16 protein-coding genes and 1 pseudogene are annotated in these 16,867 nt (G+C 60.4%); 11 read left to right on the top strand and 6 right to left on the bottom strand.

Annotated elements, in window-relative coordinates:
• Window positions 1-2 precede the first annotated feature (2 nt).
• From ATY79_RS28040 to ATY79_RS28025, 4 genes are read right to left on the bottom strand one after another with little or no spacing between them, the layout of a single operon-like run.
• A complete protein-coding gene (locus ATY79_RS28040; RefSeq protein WP_088705515.1) occupies window positions 3-890 on the bottom strand; it encodes a branched-chain amino acid ABC transporter permease in 888 nt (295 codons plus the stop codon).
• A gap of 4 nt (window positions 891-894) precedes the next feature.
• A complete protein-coding gene (locus ATY79_RS28035) occupies window positions 895-1,596 on the bottom strand; it encodes an ABC transporter ATP-binding protein (RefSeq protein WP_088705514.1) in 702 nt (233 codons plus the stop codon).
• On the bottom strand, window positions 1,596-2,378 hold the full coding sequence (locus ATY79_RS28030; RefSeq protein WP_088705513.1) for an ABC transporter ATP-binding protein: 783 nt from the start codon (window positions 2,376-2,378) through the stop codon (window positions 1,596-1,598). The genes ATY79_RS28035 and ATY79_RS28030 overlap by 1 nt, the downstream gene beginning before the upstream one ends.
• Before the next feature lie 3 nt (window positions 2,379-2,381).
• Window positions 2,382-3,587 (bottom strand): ABC transporter substrate-binding protein, encoded by a 1,206-nt coding sequence (locus ATY79_RS28025; RefSeq protein ID WP_088705512.1) that lies wholly within the window; start codon window positions 3,585-3,587, stop codon window positions 2,382-2,384.
• A gap of 322 nt (window positions 3,588-3,909) precedes the next feature.
• Between ATY79_RS28025 and ATY79_RS28020 the strand changes: the two genes are divergently transcribed.
• The 4 genes from ATY79_RS28020 to ATY79_RS28005 all read left to right on the top strand — a co-directional run bounded on the left by ATY79_RS28020 (window position 3,910) and on the right by ATY79_RS28005 (window position 8,046).
• Window positions 3,910-4,830 (top strand): LysR family transcriptional regulator, encoded by a 921-nt coding sequence (locus ATY79_RS28020; RefSeq protein ID WP_088705511.1) that lies wholly within the window; start codon window positions 3,910-3,912, stop codon window positions 4,828-4,830.
• 96 nt (window positions 4,831-4,926) lie between these two features.
• A complete protein-coding gene (locus ATY79_RS28015) occupies window positions 4,927-6,114 on the top strand; it encodes an acyl-CoA dehydrogenase (protein WP_088705510.1) in 1,188 nt (395 codons plus the stop codon).
• A gap of 106 nt (window positions 6,115-6,220) precedes the next feature.
• Entirely contained in the window at window positions 6,221-6,679 is a 459-nt protein-coding gene (locus ATY79_RS28010; RefSeq protein WP_088705509.1) for a DUF4126 domain-containing protein, read from the top strand.
• Window positions 6,679-8,046, top strand: a complete 1,368-nt coding sequence (locus ATY79_RS28005) for an FAD-containing oxidoreductase (protein ID WP_088705508.1) — start codon at window positions 6,679-6,681, stop codon at window positions 8,044-8,046. The genes ATY79_RS28010 and ATY79_RS28005 overlap by 1 nt, the downstream gene beginning before the upstream one ends.
• A 155-nt stretch (window positions 8,047-8,201) precedes the next feature.
• Here ATY79_RS28005 and ATY79_RS31770 read toward each other — a convergent pair.
• A pseudogene (locus ATY79_RS31770) lies at window positions 8,202-8,318 on the bottom strand (class C beta-lactamase); the annotation flags it as partial.
• Between the two features lie 150 nt (window positions 8,319-8,468).
• On the opposite strand from ATY79_RS31770, the gene ATY79_RS27995 reads away from it, so the two are divergent.
• On the top strand, window positions 8,469-9,305 hold the full coding sequence (locus ATY79_RS27995) for a nickel-binding protein (RefSeq protein ID WP_088705506.1): 837 nt from the start codon (window positions 8,469-8,471) through the stop codon (window positions 9,303-9,305).
• A gap of 226 nt (window positions 9,306-9,531) precedes the next feature.
• Here ATY79_RS27995 and ATY79_RS27990 read toward each other — a convergent pair whose 3' ends face one another.
• Entirely contained in the window at window positions 9,532-10,575 is a 1,044-nt protein-coding gene (locus tag ATY79_RS27990; RefSeq protein WP_088705505.1) for an NAD(P)-dependent alcohol dehydrogenase, read from the bottom strand.
• A 411-nt stretch (window positions 10,576-10,986) separates the two neighbouring features.
• Between ATY79_RS27990 and ATY79_RS27985 the strand changes: the two genes are divergently transcribed.
• From ATY79_RS27985 to ATY79_RS27960, 6 genes are all read left to right on the top strand, one after another.
• Window positions 10,987-11,442 carry a PTS sugar transporter subunit IIA gene (locus ATY79_RS27985; RefSeq protein ID WP_088705504.1) on the top strand — a complete coding sequence of 152 codons (456 nt, stop codon included), beginning with the start codon at window positions 10,987-10,989 and terminating at the stop codon, window positions 11,440-11,442.
• Window positions 11,443-11,954: 512 nt separating this feature from the next.
• Entirely contained in the window at window positions 11,955-12,980 is a 1,026-nt protein-coding gene (locus ATY79_RS27980; RefSeq protein WP_088705503.1) for a sulfate ABC transporter substrate-binding protein, read from the top strand.
• A gap of 8 nt (window positions 12,981-12,988) precedes the next feature.
• The gene (gene cysT, locus ATY79_RS27975; RefSeq protein ID WP_088705502.1) at window positions 12,989-13,846 is read left to right on the top strand and encodes a sulfate ABC transporter permease subunit CysT; all 858 of its coding nucleotides are present in this window, start codon (window positions 12,989-12,991) and stop codon (window positions 13,844-13,846) included.
• Window positions 13,836-14,708 carry a sulfate ABC transporter permease subunit CysW gene (gene cysW / locus ATY79_RS27970; protein WP_088705501.1) on the top strand — a complete coding sequence of 291 codons (873 nt, stop codon included), beginning with the start codon at window positions 13,836-13,838 and terminating at the stop codon, window positions 14,706-14,708. Before cysT ends, cysW begins: the two co-directional genes overlap by 11 nt.
• Window positions 14,709-14,718: 10 nt before the next feature.
• Complete coding sequence (locus ATY79_RS27965) at window positions 14,719-15,756, top strand: sulfate/molybdate ABC transporter ATP-binding protein (protein WP_088705500.1); 1,038 nt, start codon at window positions 14,719-14,721, stop codon at window positions 15,754-15,756.
• A gap of 280 nt (window positions 15,757-16,036) precedes the next feature.
• Window positions 16,037-16,864, top strand: a complete 828-nt coding sequence (locus ATY79_RS27960; RefSeq protein WP_088705499.1) for a cell wall hydrolase — start codon at window positions 16,037-16,039, stop codon at window positions 16,862-16,864.
• Window positions 16,865-16,867 lie beyond the last annotated feature (3 nt).

Below are 16,867 nucleotides of genomic sequence, written 5' to 3'. Positions count from 1 at the left end.
CGTCACGCATCCCGGCCGAAGAGGCCCGCTGGCCTGATGAGAAGGACAATTGCCATGATGACGAAGATCACGATGTTGGAGGCTTCTGGATAGAACACCTTGGTAAGACCTTCCGCGATGCCGAGGACATAGCCGGTAATGATCGCCCCCATGATCGAGCCCATCCCGCCAACCACGACGACGGCGAAAACGACGATGATCATGCTGGAGCCCATCAGCGGCGACACCTGATAAATCGGGGCTGCCAGCACGCCCGCGAAAGCCGCAAGACCGGCTCCAAGCGCGTAGGTCAATGTCAGTAGAACCGGTACGTTGACGCCGAATGCCTGGACAAGCGTCGCATTTTCGGTGGCGGCCCTCAGATAGGCCCCAAGCTTCGTCTTCTCGATCAAGAGCCAGGTGCCAAGACAGACCACAAGCGAGACGACGACGACCCAGCCGCGATAGATCGGCAGGAACATGAAGCCGAGATTGACCGCGCCGGCGAGTGCCGCGGGCTGCGCATAGGGCTGGCCTGAAGAACCGTACAGGTAGCGGAATGTGCCTTCGACCGCCAGAGCAAGGCCGAAAGTGAAGAGCAGGCCATAGAGTGGATCGAGATCGTAGAGCCGGCGAAGAAACAGTCGCTCGATGACAGCGCCGGCCAGTCCGACGATGATGGGGGCAAGGATCAGCGACGGCCAGTAGCCGATGCCGGCATAGGCAAGCAGGAGATAGGCGGCAAAAGCGCCGAGCATATACTGTGCGCCATGGGCGAAATTGATGACGCGCAACAGGCCGAAGATGATGGCGAGTCCGAGGCTCAAGAGGGCATAAAAAGAGCCGTTGATCAGGCCGATCAGCAACTGGCCCATGAACGCCTGCAGGGGAATGCCGAAGATCGTCGTCATCAGATCACACTCCCAGAACCTTGTGCAGCGTCTCCATCCGCTCCGGCAATTCGCCCACCGGGAACTCTGACACCATCTGCCCGTGGTCCATAAGATAGAAGCGATCGGCGATCCGGCTAGCGAAACGGAAATTCTGTTCGACGAGCAGGATCGTCATGCCGCGCTCCTTCAATTGCTTCAGAACCTCGCCGATGCGCTGGACGATGACAGGCGCCAGTCCCTCGGTGGGTTCATCGAGCAACAGCATGCGAACACCGGTGCGCAGAATGCGGGCGATTGCCAGCATCTGCTGCTCGCCACCCGACAGCTTCGTGCCTGCACTATTGCGGCGCTCGTAGAGGTTTGGAAACAGTTCGTAGATCTCGTCAACCGACATGCCGCCCGAGGCAACGACGGGCGGCAGCATCAGATTTTCAAACACCGTCAGCGTCGAAAATATGCCGCGCTCTTCCGGCACGAAGCCGATACCGCGATTCGCCGTCTTGTGCAGCGGCACATGCATCATGTCTTCGCCGGCAAAGGCGAGCTTGCCCTTGCGGGTGCGGACGATGCCGGTGATGGTGCGCAGCGTCGTCGTTTTTCCGACGCCGTTACGGCCAAGAATGGTGATCGTCTCACCCTCGCCGACCCGCATGTCGACGCCGTGCAGGATGTGGCTTTCGCCATACCAGGCGTTGAGGCCCTGGACCTCAAGAAGTGTCGCCATCAGCCCTCCTCCGAGCCCATGTAGGCCTGGCGTACCCGCGCATCGGCGCTGACGGTCGCATAATCGCCTTCGGCAAGAATTTCTCCGCGCTGGAGCACCGTCACATGCTGGCAGATATTGGCGACCACAGACAGATTGTGCTCGACCATCAAGACGGCGCGGTCGCGCGCCACTTCCCGGATCAGCGCCGAGACGATCCCGACATCCTCGTGGCCCATACCTGCCATCGGTTCGTCGAGCAGGAGAACCCGTGGATCGAGGGCAAGGGTCGTTGCGATTTCCAGAACGCGCTTGCGACCATAGGAAAGATCAGCTGCGATCTGGTCGCGCTCCTTGGAGAGGCCGACTTTGGCAAGCAGTTGGTCCGCGCGATCGTTCAACGCATCGAGGGCCGATAATGGACGCCAGAACTGCGTCGACAAATTGCTTGGCCGCTGCAACGCCACCCGTACATTGTCGAGAACGCTCAGATGCGGGAAGACCGCGGAGATCTGGAATGATCGTACCAGCCCCATGCGCGCCACCTTGTCCGGCGCGGTTTTGGTGATGTCGGTACCCATCAAGGTGATGGTGCCGGCGGTCGGCTGCAGGAACTTTGTCAGAAGGTTGAAGACTGTCGTCTTGCCAGCGCCGTTGGGCCCGATCAGCGCATGCACGCTTGCATCATGAACGTCGAGATCGACATTCTTGACGGCAGTGAAGCCGCCGAAGTCGCGGCGCAAACCGCGGGCGGAAAGGACCACCCGCGGCGCTGCGTTCGATTGGGTTGCGGAAACCGCCATCACCTAGTTCACCAGGGCACAGCCGCTCTTGGCGGGATCGATATAGGCTTCCTTGCCGGGAATGGTCGCGAGAACGTTGAAGTAGTCCCACGCTTCCTTGCTTTCGGCAGGCTTCTTGACCTGTAGCAGGTACATGTCGTGGATCATGCGGCCGTTCGGGCCGACGGTGCCACCGCGGGCAAAGACGTCATCGACGGGCAGTTCATGCAACTGCCTGGCGACGGCGTCGGTGTCATCGGTCCCGGCCTTGTCGATCGCCTTGAGATACTGGAGGACGGCCGAATAGGTACCCGCGTGGACCATGTTCGGCATCTTGCCGGTGCGGGCGAAGAACTTCTTGCCGAATTCGCGGCTCTTGTCATCGAGGTTCCAGTAGTAGCCTTCCGTCAGCGTCAGGCCCTGTGCCGCCTCTAGGCCGAGACCGTGAACTTCAGCCAATGTAAAGAGCAGTGCCGCCAGATGCTGGCCACCCTGGGTGATGCCGAACTCGGCTGCCTGCTTGATGGCGTTGGAGGTATCGAGACCGGCATTGGCAAGGCCGATCACCTTGGCGCCGGACGATTGAGCCTGCAGCAGGAAGGACGAGAAATCCTGGTTCGACAGGGGATGGCGCACGGCGCCAACCACCTTGCCGCCGGCGGACTTCACGAAATCGCTCGTCTGCTGCTCCAGCGAATAGCCGAACGCATAATCGGCCGTCAGGAAGAACCAGCTGTCGCCGCCCTGTTTGACAAGTGCGCCCCCTGTGCCCACGGCCAGCGCATGCGTGTCATAGGCCCAGTGGAAGCCGTAGGGCGAGCAGGCCTTGCCAGTCAGGTCGGTTGTTGCCGCACCGGTGACGATGTCGATCTTCTTCTTCTCCTTCGCGATCGCCTGGACAGCGAGCGCCACCGAAGAAGTGGTCAATTCCATGATCGCGTCGACCTGCTCGGTGTCGTACCACTGACGGGCAATGTTGGAGGCGATGTCGGCCTTGTTCTGATGGTCGGCATCGACGATCTCGACCGGGACACCGAGTACCTTACCGCCGAAATCCTCGACCGCCATCTTGGCGGCTTCGACAGAGGACTTGCCGCCAAAGTCTGCGTAGACACCGGACTGATCGTTCAAGATGCCGATTTTCACCTTACCGTCGGATGCACCACCGGCGAGCACGGCGGTGCTGCTTGCAAGCAGAAATGCCAGCGAGGCAATGAGATTCTTTCGCATATGTCTCTCCTCCCAGAGATTGGCCAGAATGCGGATCTGTTCAAATTTGGCCAGCCGCCCTCCTCAAGGCCGCCAACCCATGCCTTACGATCATGGAATTGCACCAATCAGGCAAGGCCGCTTTACAACTAATTCCAAACAGTATCTGTTCGTTTTTGAACAGAACTGTTGCTCTGTCGTGACCGTGACGCAATGAATGCAGATCGTTAGGGTGCTTTCTTTGGAAGATAGGGCGGACATGGTCGAGGTGCAGGCTGCGTCGCATTAGACGAAAGACCAATATCGAGCGGCCGGCCGATACCAGGGCTGGCAGGGGGCTTGAATGAACAATTCGCCGCAATTTACCTGGGATGACCTGCAGTTCTTTCTGGCTGTTGCTCGCACCGGGCAGCTTTCGACCGCCGCGCGGCAATTGCGCACCAGCCATGCGACCGTCTCGCGCCGCATCGACCGGCTCGAGTTTGCCCTGAAGGTCAAGCTCTTCGAGCGCAACCCACGCGGATATGTGATGACGGCAATGGGGGCGCGCTTCGTCGAGACCGCAGAGAAGATGGAGCAGGAAACGGAGCGGCTGCGTGCTGACCTGACCGACGGCGCCACGATACAGCGCGGGGTCGTGCGCCTCAGCGCACCGGAGGGCTTCTCCAACTTCTTTTTTGCGCGTGTGTTGCCACGGTTCGTGGCAAGCCATCCCAATCTGTCGCTCGAGCTCGTGACCATCCAGCAGATCATGTCGCTGTCGCGCAAGGAGGCGGATATCACCGTCGTCCTCGATGAACCGAAGGGCGGACCTTATTTTTCCGACAAGCTCACCGACTATCATCTCCAGGTCTACGGCTCTAAGGAGTACCTGAAACGAAGTGCGCCGATTACCTGCCGAGACGACCTCCTGGAGCACCCCTTCATCAGCTATATTGAGGAGATGATCTTTGCGCCCGGGCTCGACTATCTCGGCGACGTACATCCGCGCATCAAACCGCAGTTTCAAAGCTCGAGCATCTTTGCGCAGCTGACGGCAACGCGAAACGGCCTCGGGCTGTGTGTTCTTCCCTATTTCTTCGCCAGCCGTTACCCCGAACTCGAACGGGTTCTTCCCGACGAGGTCGATCTCAGGCGGCACTACTGGATCACCTGCCATCGCGACTTGCGCCAGTCGCCACGAGTGCGGGCGGTTATCGATTTCCTGCGCGAAGCGGTCGTTGGCGAGGATGTCCGCTTCATTCCGCCCTGGGTGAAACGCTAGATCGACGTCGAAATCTCCTTGCGAGTTGACCCTTCTAGCAGGCGGGTCTAAGCCCGAAGGACGGTTGCACCGGCAGGTGGATGAGGAGGAATGACCATGCAGCATACCCGCGAGATCTTCGACTGGGCCGATCCGTTCCGGCTCGTTGAGCAGCTGACGGATGAGGAGCGCATGGTGCAGGAGACGGCGCACGCTTACGCGCAGGACAAGCTGGTGCCGCGTGTGCTGGACGCCTTCCGCCACGAGAAGACGGATCCTGATATCTTCCGCGAGATGGGCGAGCTTGGGCTGCTTGGACCGACGATTGCCCCGGAATATGGTGGCGCCGGCTTGGGTTACGTCGCCTATGGCCTGATCGCCCGCGAGGTCGAACGCGTCGACAGCGGCTACCGCTCGATGATGAGCGTGCAGTCCTCACTCGTCATGGTGCCGATCGATGCCTTCGGTTCGGTGGCACAGAAGCAGAAATACCTGCCGAAGCTTGGCTCCGGCGAGTGGATCGGCTGCTTCGGCCTCACCGAACCAAACCACGGCTCGGATCCGGGCTCGATGGTGACTCGGGCGCGAAAGGTCGATGGCGGCTATAGCCTGACCGGCGCCAAGACCTGGATTTCCAATGCCCCGATCGCCGACGTCTTTGTCGTCTGGGCCAAGACCGAGGACGGCATTATTCGCGGCTTCATCCTGGAGAAGGGCTGGAAGGGCCTGTCGGCGCCGGCGATCCACGGCAAGGTCGGTCTGCGCGCCTCGATCACCGGCGAGGTGGTGATGGACGAGGTCTTTGTGCCGGAAGAGAACCTGCTGCCCAACGTATCGGGCCTCAAGGGTCCCTTTACCTGCCTGAACTCGGCCCGCTTCGGTATCGCCTGGGGCGCGCTTGGCGCTGCCGAGGACTGCTATGCAAAGGCCCGCCAATATGTTCTCGATCGCAAGCAGTTCGGCCGGCCGCTCGCGGCCAACCAGTTGATCCAGAAGAAGCTTGCCGACATGATAACGGAGATTTCGCTCGGCCTCCAGGGCTGCATCAGGCTTGGCCGCATGAAGGAAGACGGGCACCCGCCGGTCGAATTGACCTCGATCGTCAAGCGCAATTCGTGCGGCAAGGCGCTCGATATTGCTAGGCTCGCGCGCGACATGCTCGGCGGCAACGGCATTTCCGACGAGTTCGGCATTGCCCGCCATCTCGTCAACCTCGAGGTGGTCAACACCTATGAAGGGACGCATGACGTCCACGCCCTTATCCTCGGCCGCGCTGTCACCGGCATCGCCGCCTTCGCCAATTGACTCACGTAAACCATCGCGTCAACGGTCGCATAAATTGAAACCTGCGCGACAATGTGCCAGCCTCTCGTGACCGCGATTGGATTACGCGCGGCATGGGGGATTGCACATGTTTTTGTTTCTTGCATTTCTGATCGGAATTATCGCAGGGCTCAGAGCCATGACGGCGCCAGCCGCCGTTGCCTGGGGGGCTGCTCTCGGCTGGTTTGACGTTTCCCAATCACCGCTTGCCTTCATGGGATATCGCTGGACGCCTTGGGTGTTTAGCCTGCTTGCCGTCGTCGAGTTGATTACCGACCAGTTGCCCTCGACACCATCCCGCAAGGTTCCCATGCAATTTGTCGCGCGGCTGATCATGGGCGCGCTGACCGGTGCCACGATCGGCGCCTCCGGCGGGTCGCTTGTCGGTGGGCTCATTGCCGGTGTCGTCGGTGCCGCGGTCGGCACATTCGGCGGAGCGGCGGCTCGTGGTAAGCTCGCTGCCGCCCTCGGCAAGGATACACCGGCTGCGCTGATCGAGGATGCGGTTGCGATCATCGGCGCACTCATCATCGTGGGAGCAGTGTGATGCCCAGTTTCGACGCCATCGTCATCGGGGCCGGCCAATCCGGTCCCTTCCTCGCCGCTCGTATGGTCGCGAAGGGTATGAAAGTGGCGCTGATCGAGCGCAAGTTCCTTGGCGGAACCTGTGTCAATGCCGGCTGCATGCCGACGAAGACGCTGGTGGCAAGCGCCCGTGCAGCCCATATAGCCCGACGCGGCGCAGACTTTGGCGTGATGATTCCCGGTGCCGTGGGCATTGACATGGCGGCGGTGCGCAAGCGTGCCGAAACCGTGACGATGAACGCCCGCAACGGCCTCATCAACTGGTTTGCGGGCATGGACGGCATGACCGTCATTTATGGTCACGCGCGCTTCGAAGACCCTCATAGCGTGACAGTCGACGGGCAGACCCTGACGGCCCCGAAGATCTTCCTGAACGTCGGCGCGCGCCCAACCATTCCCGACATGCCCGGCATCGGCGATATCGAGTATCTGACGAGCACCTCGATCATCCATCTCGACCGTCTGCCCAGGCATTTGGCGATCATCGGCGGCAGCTATATCGGGCTTGAGTTCGCGCAGATGTATCGTCGTTTCGGGGCCGACGTGACGGTGATCGAGCGCGGCCCGAAGCTCGCTTCGCGGGAGGATGCGGACATCTCGGATGCGATCGCCGATATCCTGCGTTCGGAAGGCATTGCAGTGCATACGGATGCCGACGGGATCGGATTCTCGAAGACGTCCGGCGGCATCGAGGTCAGGATCGGCCATGGTCAGCCGGCCGTCGCGGCAAGCCATGTGCTCGTTGCCACCGGACGCACGCCCAATACCGATGATCTTGGCCTCGACAAGGCTGGCGTCGCCATCGACCGGCGCGGCTATATCACCGTCGATGACAAGCTTGCCACCAACGTCGAGGGCATCTTTGCGCTCGGCGATTGCAATGGCCGCGGAGCCTTTACTCACACATCCTACAACGATTTCGAGATCGCTGCCGCCAACCTGCTTGACGGCGAAGACCGCAAGCTCAGTGACCGGATCCTCGCCTATGCGCTCTACATCGACCCACCGCTCGGTCGCGTCGGCATGAGCGAGAAGGAAGCGCGCGCCACCGGCCGCAAGATCATGATTTCGACCCGCCCGATGAGCCGGGTCGGGCGTGCCAACGAGCGGGCCGAGACCAAGGGCTTCATGAAAGTGATCGCCGACGCCGAGACGCAGCAGATCCTGGGCGCCGCCATCCTCGGGATCGAGGGCGACGAGGCGATCCACGGCTTCATCGACGCGATGAACGCCAAAGCCCCCTACCCAGTCCTGAAATGGGCCATGCCGATCCATCCGACTGTCTCCGAGCTGATCCCGACCCTGCTCGGGGATCTGCAGGCGATTTAGCGGGCGATTTATCCGCAGCGGGACGCGGTCATTGTCGCAGCCATCAGCGCGGCGGGGACGAATGCCGGTCTAACCACTTGATGGTCGTTGGAGGAGCCATGAAGCTCATCCTCTGCCTGCGGAGGTCTAATCGGCGCTTGCGGCCGGGAGTCGTCCTCGAGTGCCGTCAATATCTTATAGGCAGCCTTCACTCGCTCGCTGTTCGGATAGTTCTTATTTGCGAAGACTGCGACCCCGATATTCTTGGATGGCACGAAGGCGACATAGGCGCCGTCGGCGATGTCGGCCTTCCGTCAGTGGCTATCAGAGGCAGCGCAAGCGTCCGCCTGACCTGCCTGCCATTCCCCCGCTGTGGACCGAGCAGTGCCGGCGGCGTAAGATGCCGCCGTTAATGCTGGGGGCTCTCCGAAGGACGCACGCACGTGGCTATCTTCATGGACCGGCATGATCTTGCGGGGACATCCGCTGAAGATATTGCCGAGGCGCATCGCAGGGATCTGGCCGTTGAGGATCGGTATGGGGTGAAGTTCCTCACCTACTGGTATGACCAGCGGCGCGGAACCGCGTTCTGTCTGATCGATGCGCCGGACGCCGAAACCGCCCAATGCGTGCATCGCGAAGCACATGGTTTTATCGCGGCTGAAGTGGTCGAGGTGGCGCTGTCGGCGGTCGAGGCCTTCCTTGGACGCATTCACGAACCCCAACAAAAGGCAGGCGGGACCGGTGTCGAAAGGGATGCCGGGCATCGGGCAATCCTGTTTACCGATATCGTCGGTTCGACGGAGATGACATCGCGGCTCGGTGATCGGATGGCCGCCGAGCTCGTGCGGGCGCATGACGCAATCGTGCGCCGCTGCCTGGCGCAATGCGAAGGCAGGGAGGTCAAGCACACCGGTGATGGCATCATGGCCTCTTTCGCCTCTACGCACGCCGCCGTCGGTTGCGCGATGAGTATCCAGCGCGAATTCAGGACCTATAATGGCGGCACGCCGGAACCGATCCATGTTCGCATCGGGCTTGATTGCGGCGAGCCGATCGAGGACAGCCGCGATCTCTTCGGCTCGACTGTGCAACTGGCCGCCCGGCTGTGTGCGGCAGCCGGGGCTGATCAGATCCTTGTTTCGGAAAACATCTTTAGAGAGCACGGAGCGGCCCGTCTTTTCGCCAATGCCACGCGCCGGCGCCTCAAGGGGTTCACGATACCGGTACTGGCATTTGAGTGCGATTGGGCCGACGCCGAAGGGGCGCGGCCCACATAGGCAATTTTCAGTGTCGATGCCAGCTCGCCAACCGCGGATGATCTCAAGGACGGGTGCAAGGCTCTTGTATCGCCCCGCAAGAATACCGAACGAGCTTGAGACCTGCATGGGTCGGGCGCTTGGCGAATGGGATATGACGCATGGCAATGCCAATGGGATTTCGGCGGGCATGATCCTCGGGCCCTGATGGTGTTTCCCTGTTCTTTGAAACGCCACCGACCGTGCGCTACCCCATCACGATCTGCAGTTTCACATCGCTCGGACGCGCCTCGACGGCGCGATCGAAGGCCGTGATGGCGTCCTCGAAGCTGAACGTCTCTGAAATCAGCGGCTTCAGATCGACACGGCCGGAGCCGAGCAGCGCAATCGAGCGCTCGTACTGGTGCGCGTAGCGGAACACGGTCTCAACGCGGATTTCCTTTGTCGAGGCGGTCGAGACGTCGAAGCCGATCGGATTGACCGGCAGGCCGACAGCAACGATCACGCCGCCTGGTCTCGGCAGTTCCATGATGCTTTCCCAAGCTTTCGGCGAGCCGGAGCATTCGAAGATCACATCGGCACCCCAGCCGTCCGTCAGACGCGCGACTTCTTCGACGAGGTTCTTCTCGCGGATATTGACCGGGATGACGCCCTGATATTGGGCAGCGATGTCGAGTTTCGGCTGGGCAAGGTCGGCGACAACCGCGCGGGCGCAGCCGCCGGCAAGAGCGGCAATCGCCACCATCGTGCCGATCGGGCCCGCGCCAAGCACGACGGCGGTATCACCGGGGACGATTTTTGCCTTCGCTGCGGCCTGCATGCCGACGGCGAAGGGCTCGACCATGGCGCCTTCGGCGAAGCTGACATTATCAGGGAGCTTGTAGGTATAGTTGGCAGGATGGACGACTTCGGGTGTCAGCACTCCGTGGATCGGCGGCGTGGCCCAGAAGGTGACGGCTGGATCGATATTGTACATGCCAAGCCGACTTGCCTTGGAATTGGGATCGGGAATGCCAGGCTCCATGCAGACGCGGTCGCCGACCTTCAGATGGGTGACGCCGGGGCCGACCTCGACGACTGTGCCGGCGGCTTCGTGGCCGAGCACCATCGGGTCGTTGACCACGAAGGGACCGATCTTGCCGTGAGTATAATAGTGGACATCGGAACCACAGACGCCGACCGTGTGGATCCTGATCTTCACCTGTCCTGGACCTGTGTCCATCGGCAGCTCGATGTCACGGAGCGCAAGTTCATGCTGGCGCTCGAGCACCAGCGCGCGGACTTTGGCCATGTCAGCTTCCTTCCCGTGTGCCTGCCCGCGCCGTCTCAAATCAACGCGGCTTGGGAAAGACTATAAGACCCGAAGCCTTCGCAATTCAATTCCATTGCGAAGCTTTTGCTCATTAATTGATGATTTGCTCATTTTCTTCGAAACGTGATCGCGGTCGGGACCTCATCTCTGTGGCAATCGGCCGAAGAGATCCAGGCAGAGCAGTTTGGAGCATTCGGTGCAAAATTTGGATAATCTTTATGCGATGCTTATGTTTGTGGTGGCCTGTCACACTCGAATTTTTATCTGCTCCAGGCATATGAACGCGGAGGAATACAGGCCAGGGCACCGGTTTGCAGCAATGGAAGCGATGCTATCATCTTCGAAGACGCCGCCCGCCACCGGTTCTTGCACAATGACAAGAGAAACTTCATGGACCTTTCGTTGATCATCCGTCCCGAGCACACCTTCATCGGCGTGTCGGTTGCGACGAAATGGAGGGGGCTGCAGACGATTGCGGAAAAGGCCGCCGCCGCCTTCGGCATCGAAGAAAAGAAGATACTGCAAGCCCTGGAAAGCCGCGAAAGCCTCGGCTCGACGGGTATCGGCAATGGCGTCGCCGTTCCACACGCCGTGGTGGAAGGGATGACGCATCCGCGTGGCCTGCTCCTGCGCTTTGCGCGGCCCCTTGATTTCGAGGCCGTTGACGATGTGCCAACCGACATTGCCTTCGCGCTGTTGTTTGGCGAGGCCAACCGCGGCGAATATCTGAATGTGCTGGCGGCGATCGCACGCCAACTGCAGACGCCGGGCGTTCTTGCGGCCATGCGTAAGGCAAGAACGGCAGAAGAGCTCTATTCGGATTTCCTGGCCGACTCGCGTCTTTGACGATCAGCCAGGCGGTTGAGCTGGTTAGACGTCGCGCCGGAACCGGAAGAAACCTTCGACCTGGTCATCGCCGTCCTCTTCGTCGTGATGCTGCAGGTTCAAGCGGTCCTGGCAACCATGGATGACTATGATGCCGGCGGTCGATGCATTGTCCCGGAAAAGCCGTTGCCATCGGGATCCAGCACGATGGTTCTCGAAATACGCGCCGGGATCAGCATGAGCTTGTCGGTCACGTTGTATTCATATTGCGACGGTCCACTCCGATGTTCGTGTGGCAATTGGCGCCAAATTAGATGATCCGGCTGCCGCAAGATTATCAAGGGTAAGTGCTGTCAGAAGTCGCCCTTGCGAGCTCGTCTCTGAAGTTTCGCCGCGTCAAAGGGAGCAAGCCTATTTCGAAAGGGCGGCTCAAATGGGATGCCATTCCAGGTTCCGGGCTGGAACAGAAACATTCTTCGTTTCATTATACGACCAACTTGGTAGAGTTTCGGCCACAAACGAAGGAGGTTTCCATGCAGTCTATAAGGATCACACGGCTTCTCGCGGCTGTGGCGCTGGCAGGCAGCGTCGCAATCGGTGCCGTCGCTCCCGCTTTCGCGGATCAGACGCTTCTCAACGTATCCTACGATCCGACGAGAGAACTGTACAAGGACTTCAACGCCGCCTTCGCAGCGAAGTGGCAGAAGGACACGGGCGAAGCGGTGACGATCAAGGCGTCGCATGGTGGCTCCGGCGCGCAGGCGCGCTCGGTGATCGACGGGCTTGATGCCGACGTCGTAACCCTTGCTCTTGAGGGCGATATCGACGCGATTGCCACCAAGACCGGCAAGATTCCCGCTGATTGGAAAACGAAGTTCCCGAACAATTCGACGCCCTATACGTCGACGATCGTCTTCCTGGTTCGCAAGGGCAATCCAAAGGGCGTCAAGGACTGGGCCGATCTGGTCAAGGACGACGTTCAGGTTATCACGCCCAACCCGAAGACCTCGGGCGGTGCGCGCTGGAACTTCCTCGCAGCCTGGGCCTGGGCTAAGCAGGCCAATGGCGGCGATGACGCCAAGGCGCAGGAATATGTGACGAAGCTGCTGCAGCATGTTCCGGTTCTCGATACCGGAGCGCGCGGCGCAACGACGACCTTTGTGCAGCGCGGCCTTGGCGACGTTCTTCTTGCCTGGGAAAACGAAGCCTATCTGTCGCTTGAAGAGCTTGGTCCCGACCAGTTCGAGATCGTCACGCCGACCTTCTCGATCCGCGCTGACCCGCCGGTCGCAGTCGTCGACGGCAATGTCGACAAGAAGGGCACCCGCAAACTTGCGGAAGCCTACCTGAATTATCTCTACTCGGACGAGGGCCAGAAGATTGCCGCGAAGCACTTCTACCGGCCGACAAAGCCCGAAGCGGCCGACAAGGCAGACATTGCGCGCTTCCCGAACCTGAAGCTGGCGACGATCGACGACTTCGGCGGCTGGAAGGTGGCGCAGCCGAAATTCTTCGGCGATGGCGGCGTATTTGACCAAATCTACAAGCCGGCACAATAATACGTCGCATGAGAGCACATAGCCCCACGCGGTGGCGGTTCAGACGGCCGAGTGTCATTCCAGGCTTTGGAATGGCGCTCGGCCTTACCTTGACCTGGCTCACCCTTCTGATCCTGATCCCACTTTCAGGCCTTGCCTGGCGGTCAAGCGAACTTGGCTGGACAAAGTTCCTCGCCATTGCCTTCGATCCTCGCACGTTAAGCGCTCTTCGCATCAGCTTTGGCGCCGCTTTTGCTGCGGCTTGCATCAATGCAGCCTTCGGCGTGGTGCTGGCCTGGGTCCTCGTGCGCTATCGCTTCCCAGGCAAGCGCATCATCGATGCCATGGTCGATCTGCCCTTTGCGCTGCCGACCGCCGTTGCCGGTATCGCTCTGGCGACGCTTTATGCACCGAACGGTTGGATCGGCCAGTTTCTGACGCCGCTTGGCATCAAGATCGCCTTCACACCGCTCGGCATCGTCATCGCTCTCGTCTTCGTTGGCCTGCCCTTCGTCGTCCGCACGGTGCAGCCGGTGATCGAAGAAATCGACAAGGAAGTCGAGGAGGCCGCGGCAACGCTCGGCGCCACTCGTCTCCAGACCATCTTTCGTGTGCTTCTGCCGGGATTGGCGCCACCTGTCCTGACGGGCTTTGCGCTCGCTTTTGCCCGCGGCGTCGGCGAGTATGGTTCGGTGATTTTCATCGCCGGCAATCTTCCGTTCAAGTCGGAGATCGCGCCGTTGCTGATCGTCATCAAGCTTGAAGAATATAATTATGCGGCCGCGACAGGCATCGCCGCCGTGATGTTGGTGATCTCGTTCATCATGTTGTTGATCATCAACCTCATCCAGAGCTGGAGCAGACGGAGGTACGGCTATGGCGCTTGATACAAGCCTTCAGCCGACAAAGGTGCGTTCGGCCGTTACCGAGCATCGGTTCGCACGCTGGACGCTGATCCTTGCTTCGCTGATTTTTCTGACGCTGATCCTGCTTTTGCCATTGTCGGCCGTCTTCGTCGAAGCGTTCCGCAAGGGTGCGGGGCCATTCATCGAGGCATTGCAGGACGAGGAGACCTTTTCGGCCATTCGTCTAACGCTTATCGTCGCAGGCGTCAGCGTGCCTCTTAACCTAACCTTCGGCGTGGCAGCTGCTTGGGCGATCGCCAAGTTCGAGTTCAAGGGAAAGGCCTTGCTGACAACGTTGATCGACTTGCCCTTCTCGGTCTCGCCCGTCATTTCAGGTCTGGTCTTCGTCCTGCTGCTTGGTGCCAATACCTACCTTGGTCATTGGTTGAGTGCCTACGATATAAAGATCCTGTTCGCCGTTCCGGGGCTGATTCTCGCCACCATGTTCGTGACCTTTCCCTTCGTGGCGCGCGAGCTGATACCGCTGATGCAGGAACAGGGAACGGGTGACGAAGAGGCGGCGATTTCGCTCGGGGCCAGTGGTTGGCAAACCTTTTGGCATGTGACTTTGCCGAATATCAAATGGGGCCTGCTCTACGGCGTGCTGCTCTGCAACGCCCGCGCCATGGGCGAGTTCGGCGCCGTTTCGGTGGTGTCCGGCCATATCCGGGGACAGACGAACACGATGCCCCTGCAGGTGGAAATTCTCTATAACGAGTACAATTTCACCGGCGCGTTCGCCGTTGCCACCCTGCTTGCCTTGCTTGCGCTTGTGACCCTTGTTTTGAAGACGCTGCTCGAGATGCGATACAGCGAAGAAATCGCCGCCAGCCGGCGGCACTGAAGGAATTAGAATGGAAGTTCGCGTACAAAACCTGCGCAAGGAGTTCGAGCGCTTTCCGGCGCTGCACGACGTCTCGCTCGACATCCGCTCCGGTGAGCTGATTGCGCTGCTGGGGCCGTCCGGATCCGGTAAGACGACGCTGCTGCGTCTTATCGCGGGTCTCGAGAGCCCGACGGAAGGGCTTATCTACTTTGGCGACGAGGACGCGTCGAAGAAGACCGTCCAACAGCGCAACATCGGCTTCGTGTTCCAGCACTATGCCCTCTTCCGGCATATGACCGTGCTCGATAATGTCGCCTTTGGCCTCAATGTGCGTGATGGCGCGCGACGCCCGCCCAAAGCGGAAATCCGCAGGCGAGCACTGGAACTTCTCGACCTTGTCCAGCTCTCGGGTCTCGAGAAGCGCTATCCGGCCCAGCTTTCCGGCGGCCAGCGCCAGCGCGTCGCGCTGGCGCGCGCCATGGCGGTCGAACCGAACGTGCTTCTGCTCGACGAACCCTTCGGTGCGCTCGATGCCCAGGTGCGCAAGGACCTGCGCAAATGGCTGCGCGAGATCCATGATCGCACCGGTCACACCACCGTTTTCGTCACGCATGACCAGGATGAGGCGATGGAACTTGCCGACCGCGTTGTCGTCATGAGCCAGGGCGCGATCGAGCAGGTCGGAACACCCGACGAAGTGTATGACAATCCGAACTCCCCCTTCGTCTTCGGTTTTGTCGGGCAGTCCAACTGTCTTGATGTACGGGTCAATGGCGGCGAAGTCTGGTTCGAGGACCGGCCGCTCGGGCTGAAGGCCGAGGGCGAAGCGGATGGCGACGCGCAGATCTATTTCCGACCGCACGACGTTGAATTGCGGGATGGCTGTGGCGGCTGCATCGCCGGCTTGCTGACGACGAGCCGGCGTGTTGCCGGCACGCGCCATATCGAGGTTGATATCGGCAAGGGGCATCCGCCGATCGAACTCGAACTGTCGCCGGCGCAAGCCGGGGCCCTCGATCGCAGCCGGATTGCCTTTAGACCGACGCGATGGAAATTGTTCCGATAGCGATGTGAAGGAGCCTCGACGTGGTCGGTTTTTGCGCTCCGAATCAGCTTTGTGACGGCCGGCTGATTTGTCCGTCGCGCCCGTTTGGCATCCGTCGCCCGGCCGGAAATATCATCGATTTCAGTGGTGATGGGAGCGCCAATGAGCCTCGTTAGGCTGGCAAAAGGCAGCCAAATCAAATTGTGATACTAATTGGGTTTGAAATTTACCTGAAACGCAGGTAGAAAAGCGACCACTTAATCGAGAAGGGCTTACTACACCAAATAGGGGGCACCTGCCATTGAGGGCGCATCTAGCGTTGGGAAAATCTCTCGCCGGGATTTTGTTTGCGGGCGTGGCGGCTGTGGGCTGCACGACCGCACAGCAACCGGCTCCGAAGGTGGCGAGCCAGGCCACCAAGCCCAAGAATGCGGCGCAAGCGGCGCAGTCAACCAAAGTCACCTTCAATTACACTGCCAAGGATCGCGATTGCCTGAAACGGGCAATGTACTTCGAATCCGAGCATTCGGATCGCGACGGCTACATGGCGGTCGGAACGGTGGTCATGAACCGCCTGACGTCGGGTGCCTATCCCGATTCAATCTGCGGTGTCGTTGCCCAACAGAGGCAGTTTGCGCCTGGCGTCATGACGCGCGAAGTCGAGCCTATGGCGGAGATCGAACTGACAGATGCTGCCGATGCAATCTTGCGTGGCGAACGGCATCCGGGCGTCAAGGACGCGATGTTCTTTCACACGGATGGCCTGACGTTCCCGTACCGAAATATGCATTACGTGACGATTGCCGGCGGCAATGCGTTCTACGAGAAGCGCGGCCGGGATGGCGAGCTGCAGACGCCTGCACCGCTGCCCTCATATGAAGTTGCAATGAACTATCTGCCTGGCCAGAGCATGATGCCGGCGCAGTTTTCGGCGCTTGTTCCAACGACCGTCCCGGTGCCGATCCCCATGCCAGGCCCTGTGGCGACCTTGGGAACGGAACCGGCCGTTCCAGCACCGACGGAAGCAGTTGTGCCGGTCAGTACGGAGGCGGTGATCCCGGTCGCCATTCCGACACCGAGACCAGACCTGAATAACGCCGTGTTGCGCGGCAGCCTCGCCCACGGCTGAGGC

The organism is Rhizobium sp. R693, assembly GCF_002211315.1.
Taxonomy (GTDB): Bacteria; Pseudomonadota; Alphaproteobacteria; order Rhizobiales; family Rhizobiaceae; genus Rhizobium.
This window is presented reverse-complemented; position numbering and strand designations above follow the sequence as displayed.

Bases quoted from the DNA above. Each gene is read 5' to 3' on its own strand.
- ATY79_RS28040 (WP_088705515.1), bottom strand. From the start codon at position 890: ATGACGACGATCTTCGGCATTCCCCTGCAGGCGTTCATGGGCCAGTTG.
- ATY79_RS28035 (WP_088705514.1), bottom strand. From the start codon at position 1,596: ATGGCGACACTTCTTGAGGTCCAGGGCCTCAACGCCTGGTATGGCGAA.
- ATY79_RS28030 (WP_088705513.1), bottom strand. From the start codon at position 2,378: ATGGCGGTTTCCGCAACCCAATCGAACGCAGCGCCGCGGGTGGTCCTT.
- ATY79_RS28025 (WP_088705512.1), bottom strand. From the start codon at position 3,587: ATGCGAAAGAATCTCATTGCCTCGCTGGCATTTCTGCTTGCAAGCAGC.
- ATY79_RS28020 (WP_088705511.1), top strand. From the start codon at position 3,910: ATGAACAATTCGCCGCAATTTACCTGGGATGACCTGCAGTTCTTTCTG.
- ATY79_RS28015 (WP_088705510.1), top strand. From the start codon at position 4,927: ATGCAGCATACCCGCGAGATCTTCGACTGGGCCGATCCGTTCCGGCTC.
- ATY79_RS28010 (WP_088705509.1), top strand. From the start codon at position 6,221: ATGTTTTTGTTTCTTGCATTTCTGATCGGAATTATCGCAGGGCTCAGA.
- ATY79_RS28005 (WP_088705508.1), top strand. From the start codon at position 6,679: ATGCCCAGTTTCGACGCCATCGTCATCGGGGCCGGCCAATCCGGTCCC.
- ATY79_RS27990 (WP_088705505.1), bottom strand. From the start codon at position 10,575: ATGGCCAAAGTCCGCGCGCTGGTGCTCGAGCGCCAGCATGAACTTGCG.
- ATY79_RS27985 (WP_088705504.1), top strand. From the start codon at position 10,987: ATGGACCTTTCGTTGATCATCCGTCCCGAGCACACCTTCATCGGCGTG.
- ATY79_RS27980 (WP_088705503.1), top strand. From the start codon at position 11,955: ATGCAGTCTATAAGGATCACACGGCTTCTCGCGGCTGTGGCGCTGGCA.
- cysT (WP_088705502.1), top strand. From the start codon at position 12,989: ATGAGAGCACATAGCCCCACGCGGTGGCGGTTCAGACGGCCGAGTGTC.
- cysW (WP_088705501.1), top strand. From the start codon at position 13,836: ATGGCGCTTGATACAAGCCTTCAGCCGACAAAGGTGCGTTCGGCCGTT.
- ATY79_RS27965 (WP_088705500.1), top strand. From the start codon at position 14,719: ATGGAAGTTCGCGTACAAAACCTGCGCAAGGAGTTCGAGCGCTTTCCG.